Source organism: Ascidiimonas meishanensis, assembly GCF_037782385.1.
Classification (GTDB): domain Bacteria; phylum Bacteroidota; class Bacteroidia; order Flavobacteriales; family Flavobacteriaceae; genus Ascidiimonas; species Ascidiimonas meishanensis.
In genome coordinates, this window is record NZ_JBBEXD010000001.1 from 631704 (window position 1) to 645020 (window position 13317).

Genomic DNA, 13317 nt, shown 5'->3' on the forward strand with positions numbered 1-13317 from the left:
GTTAATTGTCTTTTTCTAAAAGATGCTTGATATACCCCCTAATATTAACTCTCACCTACGCTTTTTCCTCCAGCTCTAGGTGCGGAAGCCAATACCTTATCTGCCAATCTGCTAAATGGGAGTGATTGCACATAAGCTGTACCCGGACCTCTTAACCTTGCGAAGAAAAGTCCTTCCCCTCCAAACAAAGCGTTTTTAATACCGCCAACAAACTCAATGTCATAATCTATACCTTGCGTAAATCCAACTAAACATCCAGTATCTACTTTAATTTCTTCACCCTCGGCCAAATCTTTGCGCCCTAAAGTTCCACCTGCATGAATAAATGCCATACCATCACCTTCTAGTTTTTGCATAATGAAGCCTTCTCCTCCAAAAAACCCACGTCCTAGTTTTCTTGAAAATTCAATCCCTACTCTTACACCTTTTGCAGCGCATAGAAAAGCATCTTTTTGACAAATAAATTTACCTCCAAATTCGGTTAAATCAATAGGAATTATCTTTCCGGGATAAGGAGAGGCAAAACAAACTTGTTTTTTACCTTCCCCTATATTAAGAAAAGCAGTCATAAAAAGACTTTCTCCAGTGAGCATGCGCTTACCAGCAGAAAATAATTTTCCAAGAACGCCCTTATCTTGATTAGAACCATCTCCAAAAATAGTTTCCATTTGTATCCCACTATCCATCATCATAAAACTACCGGCCTCTGCTACTACTGCTTCCTCCGGATCTAACTCCACCTCCACATACTGCATTTCTTCTCCGTAAATACGATAATCAATTTCGTGTGCTGTCATTTTTTTATTTTTTATATTTATTTTAATTATTAATAGGTAGTAATAGTAGGCTAATTGTTACAAGTAGTTACTTTTTTAAACGAATTGTCCATTCAAAATTAAAGGTAGAAACGGTCACGCCTTCTTCATTTACCCCTACTGATTGCATCCAAAAAGTTTGTCCTTCTCCTGTTTTTATCGTCTCTTTTATTGCTTCAGCTATTAAATGACCATCTTTACAGGTAAAAGTAATTCTGCCCGTAGCCTTTTTAGAAAAGTTTGCGTTATTGTTGGCCACCAACATAGAAATCTTCTTCCCACTTTCCTTTATTTGAGCAATTACCATAGCACCAGTTGCTAATTCTGCTGCCATACCCTGAACTGCCCAAAACATAGAATTAAAAGGATTTTGATTGAACCAACGATGTTTAACAGTCACAACACATTGGCCTTCCGTTATAGATTTAACCCTTACACCACTGAGCCAGGCAGAAGGTAACTTTAACATTGTGAAGGAATTAAGCTTAGAGGGTGTCAATTTCATACGATAATTTTAATACTTGTCAATGTATTGAAAATATATGGCTTATCAAGAACCCTAATTTCTTAAACTTTTGTTAAATTATAGTACTATGTTTTGCATAATACCTTTTTTTAGATATATATTTGCATAAGAAAATAATATGTAATGAACTCATCAATCACAAAAAATCAAAAAACGCTGGCAACTATCACCCACTTGTCCACCTTTTCAAAGTACTTTTTTCCATTTGGAAATTTTATTGTTCCCTTAATACTATGGTTATCAAATAAAAATGAGTCTTCATTTGTTGACTATAATGGGAAGCAAGTACTAAACTTTCAAATAAGCATTCTTATCTATAGTCTTACGGTAGGAATTATTGCGGTACCACTTTTTCTCATTTTTGCGCAAGACTTTATTGGGTTTTACAGTATTCTTGAACACAATACACATAATGTAGATTTTGACCCGGAAAGTCTTTTTCATTTTAATAGTGGCTTGCCATTTCTAGGACTCATTGCCGTAATTGGTGCAGCCTTATGGGCATTAGATGTAGTTTGTACCATTGTAGCATCTATAAAAGCTGGGGAAGGCGAAAGCTACAAATATCCGTTAACAATCAATTTTATTAAATAAAAATATCATTCATCATCAATCATTCATCATCAATCAAAAACGACCATCAATCAAAAAATGAACAGTTTTAACAGTATTAAAAAATTTATCTATGAACATTGAGAACACGAAAGCGCAAATGCGTAAAGGGGTGTTGGAATACTGTATCTTGTCTATTCTGGAAGATGAAGACAAGTATGCATCTGAGATTCTAAGCACTCTCAAAGACGCAAAGATGCTGGTAGTTGAAGGTACAATTTACCCTCTACTAACAAGACTCAAAAACTCTGGATTACTCAACTATCGTTGGGAAGAATCCACCTCCGGGCCTCCAAGAAAGTATTACACACTTACAGACACGGGAAAATTATTTTTAACTGAGTTAACTAATACCTGGGACAATCTGCGAAATGCGGTAAATCTCGTAACTAGCCAAAAACATAAACAATGAACAAGACTATTAACATAAATTTAGCCGGTATGTTTTTTCACATAGATGAAGACGCATACACAAAATTACAGCGCTATTTGGATGCCATTAAACGTTCATTTTCTACCACCCAGGGGCGGGACGAAATTATTGCAGATATTGAAGCTCGAATTGCAGAGCTCTTTCTGGAAAAAATGGAAAATGACAGGCAGGTTATGGGTATGGCAGATGTAGATTATATCATCAATATTATGGGGCAACCCGAAGATTATCTTACAGACGATGATATTTTTGAAGACGAGCCGCCAAAAGTAACCGCACAACCAATCTCTACCAAAAAGCTGTATCGAGATATTGATAACAAATACATAGGTGGTGTTTGCTCAGGAATAGGTCATTATATTGGATTAGAAGCCATTTGGGTACGACTCATTTTTATTCTAGTGGCATTTTCTACCGGATTTGGATTCCTAGCTTACATCCTTTTTTGGATTCTAGTGCCAGAAGCAAATAGTACTGCTAAAAAATTAGCAATGACTGGTGAAGCGGTGAATATTAGCTCTATTGAGAAAAAAATCAAAGAAGGTTTTGACGGTGTCGCAGAAAAAGTAAAAAATGTAGATTACGAAGGGGTTGGAAATAAAGTTAAATCAAGTTCAAAAAGTTTTTTTGATAGCCTTGGCGACTTAATTTTATTTTTCTTTAAGGTGATTGGAAAATTAATTGGAATTATACTCCTTATAACTGGTGCCTCTACACTGATTGGTCTTTTTGTAGGATTATTTTCTGTTGGTATAGCAGATATTATAAGTATTCCAGGAGTAGATTTTGTAGATGTATTTAATACTTCAGGCTTACCAATATGGCTGATCTCATTGATTACATTTTTCGCCGTAGGAATTCCATTTTTCTTTCTCTTTTACCTAGGATTAAAAATATTGGTAAGCAACCTTAAATCCATTGGTAATATTGCTAAATTTTCATTATTAGGATTGTGGATTATCTCTGTAATATCACTAGTAACCGCAGGGGTAAAACAAGCGTCTGAATATGCCTTTGAAGATGCCGTAATTGTAAAGGAGCAACTATTTGTTTCACCACAGGATACAGTAACCATTAAAATGAATATTGAAGACTATTATGACGAGAGGTATTTTAGAAACTCAGACTTTGATGTGGTTAAAGACGAAAATGGTTTGGAGAAAATAATATCGGATCAGGTTAGTTTTACCCTTAGAAAATCTAAAGATTCACTTCCACTAATTCGCATTCGCAAAGAAGCCAATGGTAGTAGTTTTCAAAAAGCCAGAGAAAGAGCCGGGGCTATTACATATTCTTATGTTACCGATGCCAATACCCTTTTCTTGAACAGCGCTTTTGTAACAGATAAAGATCAGAAGTTTAGAGATCAAGAAGTTAATGTACAAGTATACCTGCCAACGGGAACCATTATTAAAATAGACAATTCAGCATACAATTATATAAGGCGAACTATTAAGAATGATCAGAACTATTCCAGAGATAATGTGGTAGGGCACACTTGGAAAATGGGAGAAACTGGAGAACTGGAATGTTTAGACTGTTTAAAATCAATTAAAGAAGATGATGCACCTGTTGATGAAGATACCCAAGAAGATTCATCACAAGACTCCACAGTTGCAAAAGACAGTTTAGTAACAATTAATAAAAATATATAAGTATCAAAACAAATCAATCAAAACCAAAGATCATGACAACACTATCAAAAATTATTATTACCATTTTAGTCTCCATATTTCTAACATCCTGTCAATGGGATATCAATTTTGGAGAAGGCAAGAAAGGAAACGGAAATGTAGTTTCAGAAACTAGAGATATTACGGAAGATTTTAATGTAATAAATGCTGCTGAAGGCTTAGATGTTTACATTACCCAAGGGAAAGATTTTTCCATTGAAGTAGAAGCAGATAATAATATCATAGAGTATATTAACACAGATATTAGCGGCGGAACGCTTCATATTGATACAGAAGAACGTATTGGTAGAGCAAAATCAAAAAAGGTTTATGTTACCCTGCCAGAAATTATTGAAATTAGCGCCAGTAGTGGCTCTGATGTATATGGACAGGGCGTTATTGAGTCTTCCAAACTGGCTTTAAGTAGCAGTAGTGGGGCAGATATCCGGTTGGAAGTAAATACAGAAAATCTTATTTGTGACGCAAGTAGTGGTGCAGATATTGATATTAGTGGAAGAACTATCAACCTACGTGCAAATGCAAGTAGCGGTGCCGATATAGATGGTAGAGAATTAACCGCAGAGAATTGTAATGCAGATGCAAGCAGCGGAGCAGACATTTCCATAAATGCTACCAAAGAACTAACTGCCTCTGCAAGTAGTGGTGGTGATGTGCGCTACTCAGGAAATCCAGAAATTGTAAATAAAAGCAAATCTTCTGCGGGAAGTGTCTCGAAAAATTAAGTAAACCAATGTTTTAAGAATCAATCCAACCAAATAAACCAACCTTAAAAGCTATTGCAGATGCAGTAGCTTTTTTTCTTATTAAATCGTAATATATGAAGATATATTCCGGCTTATAGCAATATAAGAAAGAATCAATTCAGTAATTATTTTTGAAAAGGCACTATTAAAATCTAATTGAATATAGGAACCAACACTTTTATTCCGATGAAAATTCTTATAAATTTGTAAGTGTAACGGAAAGCTTTATGTGTTATCTAATATCGCTAACTGTATCATTCCATTTTCTAATGCAATAATTTTAACCATGAGAAAATTAACAATGCTGTTTTTAGTATTCATAATTTCAAATCTTATAAATAGTCAAATTACTTTAGAGAATCACTTTAAAGCGGTAAATTTATATAATCAAGGAGGTGTTGAATTTCAAAATGAAAATTACAAAGAAGCAATAGTTAAATTAAAAAAAGTAATTCTACTAGATCCTACGTATAGAAGTTCCTATATTTTATTAAATCATGTTTTATATAGGTTAGGAGAGGTAGAAGCTCAAAAAACTAATCTTACTAACGCAAAAGCTATCTTTTTAGAAGATGACGAATTGCATTATTAGTTGGGAAAAGTATATCAAAAAGAGAAAAAACTTGATTTAGCAATTGAAGAATTATCAGAAGCAATTAGATTTGGTAAAATTAATGGAGAAGATTACCCTATAGTTTATGACTATCACTCAAATCGTGGCGCATGTTATTTAAAAAAGAATATGTATAGTCAAGCATTAGAAGATTTTAATTATGCTCTAAAATTAAATGACTCTAATGCAAATATTTACGCAAACAAAGGGGTTGCATTATATAAATTAAAAAAGGTTAAAGCTGCCTGTGAAAGTTGGCAAAGAGCCTTGGAACTTGGACAAAAAAGCGTTCAGAATTATATAGATAATAAGTGTAGACCGAAATGACAATTTATATGCCAGAAACTACTTAAAACCTCTTTTGTACAATGGTAATAGCATTAAAAGAATTCAATCTAAAACTTGCACATACTTTCAGTATTTCGCGGGAATCTCATGACAGCCAATCTTCTTTAGTAGTTAGTCTGCATCATCAAGGTGAGGTTGGTTATGGAGAGGCCACTTCCAATCCATATTACCAGATTACCACGAAAACTATGATTGATGAAATCACGAAAGTTCGTGAAAAAGTTGAACAGCTCACACTTACTGCTCCAGAAGATTTTTATACCCAACTAGAAAAACTACAGCTTTCTAATTTTTCCCTTTGCGCATTAGATCTGGCTGCTAATGATCTATACGGAAAATTAAAGCAAAAACCATTGTATAGGCTTTGGGGAACAACAACAGAACGTTACCCAATCACTAATTACACCATTGGAATTGCTGCTATTGAAAAAATGGTGGAAAAGATGAAAGAGAAACCATGGCCCATTTATAAAATAAAATTAGGAACTGATCATGATGTAGAAATTGTTAGTGAACTTAGAAAACATACGGACGCCATTTTTAGAATTGATGCAAATTGTGCTTGGTCTGCAACAGAAACTATTGAGAACGCGCTAAAGCTTAAAGAATTGGGCGTAGAATTTTTAGAACAACCCTTAAAAGCAGAAGATTGGGAAGGAATGCGAGTAGTTAAAGAGCATTGTGTATTACCTGTAATAGCAGATGAAAGTTGTATACTGGAAGCGGATGTTGATCAATGTGCAGTATATTTTGACGGTGTAAATATAAAGCTAGTGAAATGCGGCGGATTAACACCTGCTAGACGAATGATAGCAAACGCAAAAAAACACGGATTGAAGGTAATGGTTGGATGCATGACAGAATCTACTGTGGGCATTTCTGCGATTGCACAATTGCTACCTCAGCTTGATTATGTAGATATGGATGGCGCTATGCTATTAAAAGAAGATATTGCTTCTGGAGTTGTGATTGAGAAAGATGGTAAGATCTTATTTCCGGAAGAAGGAGGAAGCGGAATCCATTTATTAAAATGAAGTATTCAGTAGATGCATTTCCCGGAAGAACCTTTTTTTCAAATGGAAAAGAGTATTTATATTTTGGAGGGACCGGGTATTTAGGTCTCCAAACGGATTTGGCATTTCAAGACTTATACCTCCAAAATATTCGTAAATACGGCACTGGATACTCCGCTTCACGAGCCTCCAATGTTAGATTTAGTGTATATGAAGAAGCAGAAAGCCATATGGCAAAGTTATTTGGCTGTCAAGCATGTTTTACGGTCTCTTCAGGATTTCTGGCGAGTCAATTGGTAGCAGACTATTTTGTAAAACAAAAATATGCTCTTTTTTATGCACCTGAGACACATGTTGCCTTACAAACAGCAGGATTTCAAAACGAGTCCAACTACGCCGCTTTACAAAAAAAAATACACCAGTTTCTTAATAAAAACCCCGAAGCAATTATTGTTGTTTTATTAGATACAGTACAGTTTTTTGGACAAAACTATCCGTATTTTGAATGGCTTAAAAAACTTCCTTTGGAGCGCATTATTCTCGTAGCGGATGATTCTCATGGTTTTGGCATTTTAGGAACTTCAGGAAAGGGCTCTTACGGAATTTTAGAGACTTTACAGTCAAAAGAACTCATTGTTTGTGGTTCTCTAGGTAAAGGCTACGGTATTCAGGCAGGAGCCATAATAGGGAATAGTCATCGTATAAAGTCTTTAAAGAATACTGCTATGTTTGCTGCTTCCAGTCCGGCGGTACCTGCTGCCATGGCTACCTATTTAGAAGCAACATCAATTTATCAATTAAAGCTACAGAAATTAAGACAAAACTGCGAACTTTTCAGGAAGCTTTTGCAGCAGCCGCATCGATTTTTTTCTATGCCTGACCATCCTGCTTTTACTTTTAAAGATGACGGACTCACCGCTTATTTAGAAGATCAATTTATTATCATCACTAATTTTCCCTACCCTAATGATTCTGGTGATAAGATAAATCGCATCGTATTATCTGCACATCATACCGCAGATGATATAAAAAAGCTTTGTGAGCTTATCAATTCTTTTAACTATACAAATAACTAAAGTATTCAGAAATATTCTTTGGTAAGTGAACATGTAAAAATCAACCACTGTTTACGAGCAAATCAAACGTGTTTAACAAAAATCGTATTTTTGTGAGAGTCAAAAAACAACCAATGAAAAAAGTAGTGGTTTTATCCGGAGCAGGAATAAGTGCAGAAAGCGGGATTAGTACATTTCGCGATGCAGACGGACTTTGGGAGGGGCATGATGTTATGGAAGTAGCCTCACCACAAGGATGGAATAACAATCCATTATTGGTGTTAAATTTCTATAACGAACGGAGAAAACAACTGAAAGAAGTGAGTCCTAATAAAGCGCATTTAGCGATTGCAGAATTAGAAAACCATTTTCAGGTGAGTATTGTTACCCAGAATGTAGATGATTTACATGAAAGGGCAGGAAGTAGTATGGTAGTCCATTTGCATGGAGAACTTTTAAAGGCCCGCAGTACTTTTGATGAAAATCTGGTATATGATTGGCATCGCGATATCAAAATAGGTGATTTTTGTGAACTACAGCATCAGTTAAGACCCCATATAGTATGGTTTGGAGAAATGGTTCCCTTAATTGAGCATGCGGCGTCTTTAGTAGAGCAAGCAGATTATATTATGGTAGTAGGCACTTCCATGCAAGTGTATCCTGCTGCAAGTTTGGTTCATTACAGAAAAGCTAGTGTTCCTGTTTACTTTGTAGACCCAAAGCCATCCATCACCGAAAATGAAATGAGTAATCTTACCATTATTCCTGAAAAAGCTACTACAGGTATTACAAAGGCTATTTCTCTCCTAACTGATAAATAAAACGAAGATCTTTTGCCCAACTATTGAGTTCTGCAACCTGTTCTTTAGACAAATTTGCTTCTGCATGCATCCATGTGTAAGCAGACTCAGGCATATGCCCTTCTTCTACTTCCTCTATTAACTCTTCTAGTTTATGTGCCTTCTTTTTTACAGAGTAATTTCCCCATTCTGAAAAGTTAAGATGCTTCTTGCCATCTTTAACATGTTCGGCTATTAAAAAAGAAATAGGTGCTACTTCACTATACCAAGGGTATTTTGTATTGTTAGAATGACAATCATAACATGCAGATCGCAAAGTAGTCTCTATTTTGGGAGAAGGACTTGTCATAGCTATAAAATCTGTAGCAGGAATAGTCTCTGATAGATTCTTTTCAGGTCGCAAAAACTGAATTACAATTAAAGCGATTAATAATAAAATCAATATTTTTTTAATTATTTTCATGGTCTAGGATTTGAAAGCTCTAAAATAATAAAAAAGCATGACAGCAAATCTTTTTTTTGAAGAACTAAAAACATTAAAAGCATATCGAGAAACCCGTAAAAGACTTTCCAATCAGGTTTTAAAAGACCCTTCCCTACTTCCAGAACTTTTACGCATCTGTTTTCTTTTTGATGATCCGGTATCTTCTAGAGCCTGCTGGGTTTTAGAATTTGTATGCCAAGAGAAACTAGAACTTCTCATTCCGTATTTAAACAATTTCACAGCGCAACTTAGAAATTTCCGTTTGGATTCTTCCAAGAGACCGATAGCCAAGGTATGTCAACTTCTTATTTTGGCATATTTTGGTAAAAAACCTTCCGTTTTCAAACAAGAACTCACAGAATTGTATTTAGAACGTATTACAGAAGCTACTTTTGACTGGTTAATTAATGATGAAAAAGTAGCCGCTAAAGCATATTCCATTTATACTTTATTTGAACTGGGTAAAAAATATTCCTGGATCTATCCAGAATTGCAATTAGTACTTAGAAAAGATATTCCTGAACAATCTGCTGGCTATAAAGCGGCTGCAAAGAAAATACTTTCAAGACTCCCAAAAGAATAGGAACTACTATATTATATAAAGTTAAAAAAGTATCTTTGAGGCTTTCAAAAAATCAGAAAATATGCAACTTTCGGCACTTAACGCCATTTCTCCTATTGATGGTAGATATCGTACTAAAACTGAAGCTCTAGCAAACTTTTTTTCAGAAGAAGCTTTAATAAAATACAGAGTAAAAGTAGAGATTGAATACTTTATTATGCTTTGTCAACTTCCATTACCTCAACTTGAATCTTTTGATCTTTCTATAATTGATAGTCTTAGAGGTATCTATAAAAACTTTACTTCTCAAGACGCTCAGGCTATAAAAGATATAGAAAAAGTTACCAATCATGATGTAAAGGCGGTTGAATACTTTATCAAAGAAAAATTTGATCTGCTGGAAATTCAAAAGTTTAAAGAGTTTATTCATTTTGGTTTAACGTCTCAAGACATCAATAATACTTCCATACCGCTCTCTATAAAAGAGGCTTTACAAGAAGTGTATACACCTGCTTTGGCAGCCTTGCTAGATAAACTTAAGGGACTAGCAGAAGAATGGGAAGAAATCCCTATGCTTGCAAGAACGCATGGGCAACCCGCCTCTCCTACCCGATTAGGAAAAGAGATACGTGTTTTTGTCAAACGTTTGGAAGAGCAAATAAAAGGATTACAACAAATTCCTTTTGCTGCTAAATTTGGCGGTGCAACCGGAAACTTTAATGCACATAAAGTAGCCTACCCTAATATAGACTGGGGGAAATTCGGGAAAGAATTTGTAGAAGATAAATTAGGTCTTTACCATTCATTTCCCACCACACAAATAGAACACTATGATCATGCTGCCGCACTGTTTGATGGCATGAAACGTATCAATACAATTCTTATTGATCTTAACAGAGATATTTGGACCTATATTTCTATGGATTATTTTAAGCAACAAATAAAAGCAGGTGAGGTGGGCTCATCGGCCATGCCACATAAGGTAAATCCTATTGATTTTGAGAACTCAGAAGGTAATCTAGGCATTGCGAATGCTATTTTCGAGCATCTTTCCGCTAAATTACCCATCTCTAGGTTGCAACGTGATTTAACAGATAGCACAGTTCTTAGAAACGTTGGGGTTCCTTTTGGTCATACCATTATAGCGTTTGCATCAACCCTTAAGGGACTCTCTAAGTTATTGCTTAATAAAGATCGTTTTGAAAAAGACCTTGAAGATAACTGGGCGGTGGTAGCAGAAGCCATTCAGACTATTTTGCGAAGAGAAGGATATCCAAATCCGTATGAAGCGTTAAAAGGCTTAACTAGAACCAATGAGAAGATCACACAAAATTCAATAGCTGTGTTTATTGATACTTTAGAAGTGAACACAGCTATTAAAGAAGAATTAAAAGCAATCTCTCCTTCAAATTATACAGGTATTTAAATTAGAGTAACGCTATTTAAAACAAAAAAATCCTGCAAGAAGCAGGATTTTTTTATTATCAATTTTTTAGGATTAAATATCTTTAAGGAAACCTTCAAGTCCTCCCAAAGCTTTAGATTCAAAATCAGATTTTTTAACAACCTCCATCAACTTTACTATTTTCTCTGGTTTCATATCATCACCAAGAAGTCTTACCAATCCAAACCCAAATTCTTTTTTAGTTCCGAAAAGAATTACCTCATCTATTGAAGTGTCATCGCCAATATATTTAACGGTTACTTTAATATCTCGCGAGTTAAATTTCATTAACTCCTTATAGGTATCATCTTTAAGAATTTCTAAAACCCGCTTTTTTTCTACAGCATACTCCGGATCATTTTCACCTTTCATTTTGTAGGCTAGAATATTCATCTTACGAATAGATTTATAAGCCTCTTTCTCCTCTTGATCTAACTCTATCTCTTCAACGTTAAGCAAACTAACCGGAATATCAACAGCAATAAAGTTGTTGTTTTCTTTGTTCTCCACATAATATTGTTGAAGGCTTTCGGAGTTTTTACAGGCACCTAAACAAAGCGTTATTATTGTAATGAGTACTAGTAGTTTTGATTTTTTCATGACGGTATTGATTTATTTGATTGATGAATTTATAAAACCACCTGATTCTAAATAGATCCAGGTGGAATATTATGATAATTATAAGTTAGATTTTATTTTTCTTATCTACTTTTTCCAGTTCAGAAGGAAGATTCATTTTTTTAGTAAGCGTACTAATCTTATTTAAATCAATATCTCCTGTTAAAGAGAGTAAAACGGTTTCAAATTTTCTCCCATTAGCTTCCACATCTTTAAGTCCGGTTACAAACATTAACAACTCGCTCACATGGTCTTCATCACGCCCTTGCTTGATATAAAATTTAACATTTACATCTTTATCTTTTACCCTCATTAATTCTTGTAATGAAGCCTTTTTAAGATACTTTTCTACGGCTGATTTCATATCTTCTCCTACTCCTTTATCTTCTGTAATAAATACTTTAAGATCATTCAAAGATTTTACCATTTCCATAAACTCTTGTGCTTCTGGATCATCTGATTCAATTCTAGAGAATAATTTAAACATATTCTGATTTACCACAACCGTGCTCACTTCATCCATATCTTCAAAACGATCAAATGTAGACTGGCTAAAACCAATTAGGGGAAGGGCTATTAATGCAATTAATAAAACTATTTTTTTCATGACTTCTTTTTTTACTTATTAATTAAAATTTTGTTTTTTGTGTTATTAAATTCGGTGAGGTATTCCATTTTCTCGGTACCTCTGTCGAGATTTTGAGCAATGAGTTCAAATGCTTTTTGAGTTTCTTCATAAGCCAACTCTATTTCACGTTGTTCTTGAATTTCATTACCAAAATAAATACCAAAACTAATCACTGCAACTGCTGCCACCGAAATCCACTTATATAAGTTGCTTTTTCGCATAGGGTTTAATGGAACGGGTCTGGTATACTGTTCTTCTTTGGCATTTGAAAAATAGGTGAACATACTTCTATACTCTTCTAGGTGAGGTGCTACCTCTTTTCCTGAAAAATACGTCTGTAGCATCTTCTCTTCAGCAACCGTTGTGGTAGCCTCAAAGTATTTTTCTAATAATTTTTCTATGTTAACTGATTCCATAGTTGTGTTTTTTTACTAATTCTTCTCTAACCATTTTTCGTGCTCTTGATAAAGCTACTCGTACCGCAGTATTATTCATATCCAACATTTTGGCAATCTCATCATATTCATACTGCTCTACATCTCTCAATTGTAACACCATTTTCTGTTGCTGCGGTAGTTTTTCCATAATTCTATGCATCCATGAAACACTATCTCTAGCTTCCAATTCCTTTTGCAAAGAAGTTCTTTCGTCTTGATAATTACTGTGAACTAGCTTAAGGTTAGAAGCCTGTTTTGATTTCAATCTGTCAAGACAATAATTCTTGGTCATGGTCATGGTAAATGCTTCTACATTTCTGTATTTCTCCATTCCTCCTTTGTTAGACCATAATTTTAACAAGACTTCTTGTGTGGCATCTTCCGCTTCTTCAACAGAAACCAGCAACCGCTTTGCTAGACGAAAAACTTTGTCTTTAAAAGGCATTACTAATTGTAAAAATTCTGTCTGTCTCATTTTGGTTTGGTTGGTTA

Annotated in this window: 17 protein-coding genes and 1 pseudogene; 11 read left to right on the forward strand and 7 right to left on the reverse strand. The window is 34.7% G+C overall.

Translation table 11 applies throughout. From position 1 onward, the window contains the following. Position 1: 1 nt before the first annotated feature. A pseudogene (locus WBG07_RS02700) lies at positions 2-797 on the reverse strand (TIGR00266 family protein). A 67-nt stretch (positions 798-864) separates the two neighbouring features. Beyond that, the gene (locus WBG07_RS02705) at positions 865-1320 is read right to left on the reverse strand and encodes a DUF4442 domain-containing protein (protein WP_340198941.1); all 456 of its coding nucleotides are present in this window, start codon (positions 1318-1320) and stop codon (positions 865-867) included. Positions 1321-1464: 144 nt separating this feature from the next. Between WBG07_RS02705 and WBG07_RS02710 the strand changes: the two genes are divergently transcribed. The 9 genes from WBG07_RS02710 to WBG07_RS02750 all read left to right on the forward strand — a co-directional run bounded on the left by WBG07_RS02710 (position 1465) and on the right by WBG07_RS02750 (position 8673). Then, the gene (locus WBG07_RS02710) at positions 1465-1935 is read left to right on the forward strand and encodes a DUF4870 domain-containing protein (protein ID WP_340198942.1); all 471 of its coding nucleotides are present in this window, start codon (positions 1465-1467) and stop codon (positions 1933-1935) included. A gap of 91 nt (positions 1936-2026) precedes the next feature. After that, a complete protein-coding gene (locus tag WBG07_RS02715) occupies positions 2027-2365 on the forward strand; it encodes a PadR family transcriptional regulator (RefSeq protein ID WP_340198943.1) in 339 nt (112 codons plus the stop codon). Further along, a complete protein-coding gene (locus WBG07_RS02720) occupies positions 2362-4041 on the forward strand; it encodes a PspC domain-containing protein (protein WP_340198944.1) in 1680 nt (559 codons plus the stop codon). The genes WBG07_RS02715 and WBG07_RS02720 overlap by 4 nt, the downstream gene beginning before the upstream one ends. A gap of 32 nt (positions 4042-4073) precedes the next feature. Then, on the forward strand, positions 4074-4802 hold the full coding sequence (locus WBG07_RS02725; RefSeq protein WP_340198945.1) for a head GIN domain-containing protein: 729 nt from the start codon (positions 4074-4076) through the stop codon (positions 4800-4802). Positions 4803-5109: 307 nt separating this feature from the next. Further along, entirely contained in the window at positions 5110-5415 is a 306-nt protein-coding gene (locus WBG07_RS02730; RefSeq protein WP_340198946.1) for a hypothetical protein, read from the forward strand. Then, positions 5416-5763, forward strand: coding sequence for a tetratricopeptide repeat protein (locus WBG07_RS02735; RefSeq protein WP_340198947.1), 348 nt, complete (start codon positions 5416-5418; stop codon positions 5761-5763). Positions 5764-5804: 41 nt separating this feature from the next. After that, the gene (locus WBG07_RS02740; RefSeq protein ID WP_340198948.1) at positions 5805-6818 is read left to right on the forward strand and encodes a dipeptide epimerase; all 1014 of its coding nucleotides are present in this window, start codon (positions 5805-5807) and stop codon (positions 6816-6818) included. Continuing rightward, a complete protein-coding gene (locus WBG07_RS02745; RefSeq protein WP_340198949.1) occupies positions 6815-7873 on the forward strand; it encodes an aminotransferase class I/II-fold pyridoxal phosphate-dependent enzyme in 1059 nt (352 codons plus the stop codon). Before WBG07_RS02740 ends, WBG07_RS02745 begins: the two co-directional genes overlap by 4 nt. 113 nt (positions 7874-7986) lie before the next feature. Next, on the forward strand, positions 7987-8673 hold the full coding sequence (locus tag WBG07_RS02750; protein WP_340198950.1) for an SIR2 family NAD-dependent protein deacylase: 687 nt from the start codon (positions 7987-7989) through the stop codon (positions 8671-8673). On the opposite strand, the gene WBG07_RS02755 is transcribed toward WBG07_RS02750, so the two are convergent. Further along, entirely contained in the window at positions 8648-9115 is a 468-nt protein-coding gene (locus WBG07_RS02755; protein WP_340198951.1) for a heme-binding domain-containing protein, read from the reverse strand. The two genes, WBG07_RS02750 and WBG07_RS02755, sit on opposite strands and share 26 nt — an antisense overlap. Positions 9116-9152: 37 nt before the next feature. Here WBG07_RS02755 and WBG07_RS02760 point away from each other — a divergent pair, with 37 nt between their 5' ends. Then, complete coding sequence (locus tag WBG07_RS02760; RefSeq protein WP_340198952.1) at positions 9153-9719, forward strand: adenylosuccinate lyase; 567 nt, start codon at positions 9153-9155, stop codon at positions 9717-9719. A 61-nt stretch (positions 9720-9780) separates the two neighbouring features. Then, positions 9781-11124 (forward strand): adenylosuccinate lyase, encoded by a 1344-nt coding sequence (gene purB / locus WBG07_RS02765; protein WP_340198953.1) that lies wholly within the window; start codon positions 9781-9783, stop codon positions 11122-11124. Positions 11125-11196: 72 nt separating this feature from the next. On the opposite strand, the gene WBG07_RS02770 is transcribed toward purB, so the two are convergent. The 4 genes from WBG07_RS02770 to WBG07_RS02785 all read right to left on the reverse strand — a co-directional run bounded on the left by WBG07_RS02770 (position 11197) and on the right by WBG07_RS02785 (position 13300). After that, on the reverse strand, positions 11197-11742 hold the full coding sequence (locus tag WBG07_RS02770) for a DUF4252 domain-containing protein (protein ID WP_340198954.1): 546 nt from the start codon (positions 11740-11742) through the stop codon (positions 11197-11199). Positions 11743-11827: 85 nt separating this feature from the next. Next, complete coding sequence (locus WBG07_RS02775) at positions 11828-12367, reverse strand: DUF4252 domain-containing protein (protein ID WP_340198955.1); 540 nt, start codon at positions 12365-12367, stop codon at positions 11828-11830. An 11-nt stretch (positions 12368-12378) separates the two neighbouring features. After that, the gene (locus WBG07_RS02780; RefSeq protein WP_340198956.1) at positions 12379-12804 is read right to left on the reverse strand and encodes a hypothetical protein; all 426 of its coding nucleotides are present in this window, start codon (positions 12802-12804) and stop codon (positions 12379-12381) included. Continuing rightward, positions 12791-13300 (reverse strand): RNA polymerase sigma factor, encoded by a 510-nt coding sequence (locus WBG07_RS02785; protein WP_340198957.1) that lies wholly within the window; start codon positions 13298-13300, stop codon positions 12791-12793. Before WBG07_RS02785 ends, WBG07_RS02780 begins: the two co-directional genes overlap by 14 nt. Positions 13301-13317 lie beyond the last annotated feature (17 nt).

Excerpts from the sequence above, each read along its gene's own strand:
- WBG07_RS02740 (WP_340198948.1), top strand. The coding sequence starts at position 5,805 with ATGGTAATAGCATTAAAAGAATTCAATCTAAAACTTGCACATACTTTC.
- WBG07_RS02715 (WP_340198943.1), top strand. The coding sequence starts at position 2,027 with ATGAACATTGAGAACACGAAAGCGCAAATGCGTAAAGGGGTGTTGGAA.
- WBG07_RS02785 (WP_340198957.1), bottom strand. The coding sequence starts at position 13,300 with ATGAGACAGACAGAATTTTTACAATTAGTAATGCCTTTTAAAGACAAA.
- WBG07_RS02710 (WP_340198942.1), top strand. The coding sequence starts at position 1,465 with ATGAACTCATCAATCACAAAAAATCAAAAAACGCTGGCAACTATCACC.
- WBG07_RS02750 (WP_340198950.1), top strand. The coding sequence starts at position 7,987 with ATGAAAAAAGTAGTGGTTTTATCCGGAGCAGGAATAAGTGCAGAAAGC.
- WBG07_RS02720 (WP_340198944.1), top strand. The coding sequence starts at position 2,362 with ATGAACAAGACTATTAACATAAATTTAGCCGGTATGTTTTTTCACATA.
- WBG07_RS02705 (WP_340198941.1), bottom strand. The coding sequence starts at position 1,320 with ATGAAATTGACACCCTCTAAGCTTAATTCCTTCACAATGTTAAAGTTA.
- WBG07_RS02755 (WP_340198951.1), bottom strand. The coding sequence starts at position 9,115 with ATGAAAATAATTAAAAAAATATTGATTTTATTATTAATCGCTTTAATT.
- WBG07_RS02780 (WP_340198956.1), bottom strand. The coding sequence starts at position 12,804 with ATGGAATCAGTTAACATAGAAAAATTATTAGAAAAATACTTTGAGGCT.
- WBG07_RS02760 (WP_340198952.1), top strand. The coding sequence starts at position 9,153 with ATGACAGCAAATCTTTTTTTTGAAGAACTAAAAACATTAAAAGCATAT.
- WBG07_RS02745 (WP_340198949.1), top strand. The coding sequence starts at position 6,815 with ATGAAGTATTCAGTAGATGCATTTCCCGGAAGAACCTTTTTTTCAAAT.
- WBG07_RS02725 (WP_340198945.1), top strand. The coding sequence starts at position 4,074 with ATGACAACACTATCAAAAATTATTATTACCATTTTAGTCTCCATATTT.
- WBG07_RS02770 (WP_340198954.1), bottom strand. The coding sequence starts at position 11,742 with ATGAAAAAATCAAAACTACTAGTACTCATTACAATAATAACGCTTTGT.
- purB (WP_340198953.1), top strand. The coding sequence starts at position 9,781 with ATGCAACTTTCGGCACTTAACGCCATTTCTCCTATTGATGGTAGATAT.
- WBG07_RS02730 (WP_340198946.1), top strand. The coding sequence starts at position 5,110 with ATGAGAAAATTAACAATGCTGTTTTTAGTATTCATAATTTCAAATCTT.
- WBG07_RS02775 (WP_340198955.1), bottom strand. The coding sequence starts at position 12,367 with ATGAAAAAAATAGTTTTATTAATTGCATTAATAGCCCTTCCCCTAATT.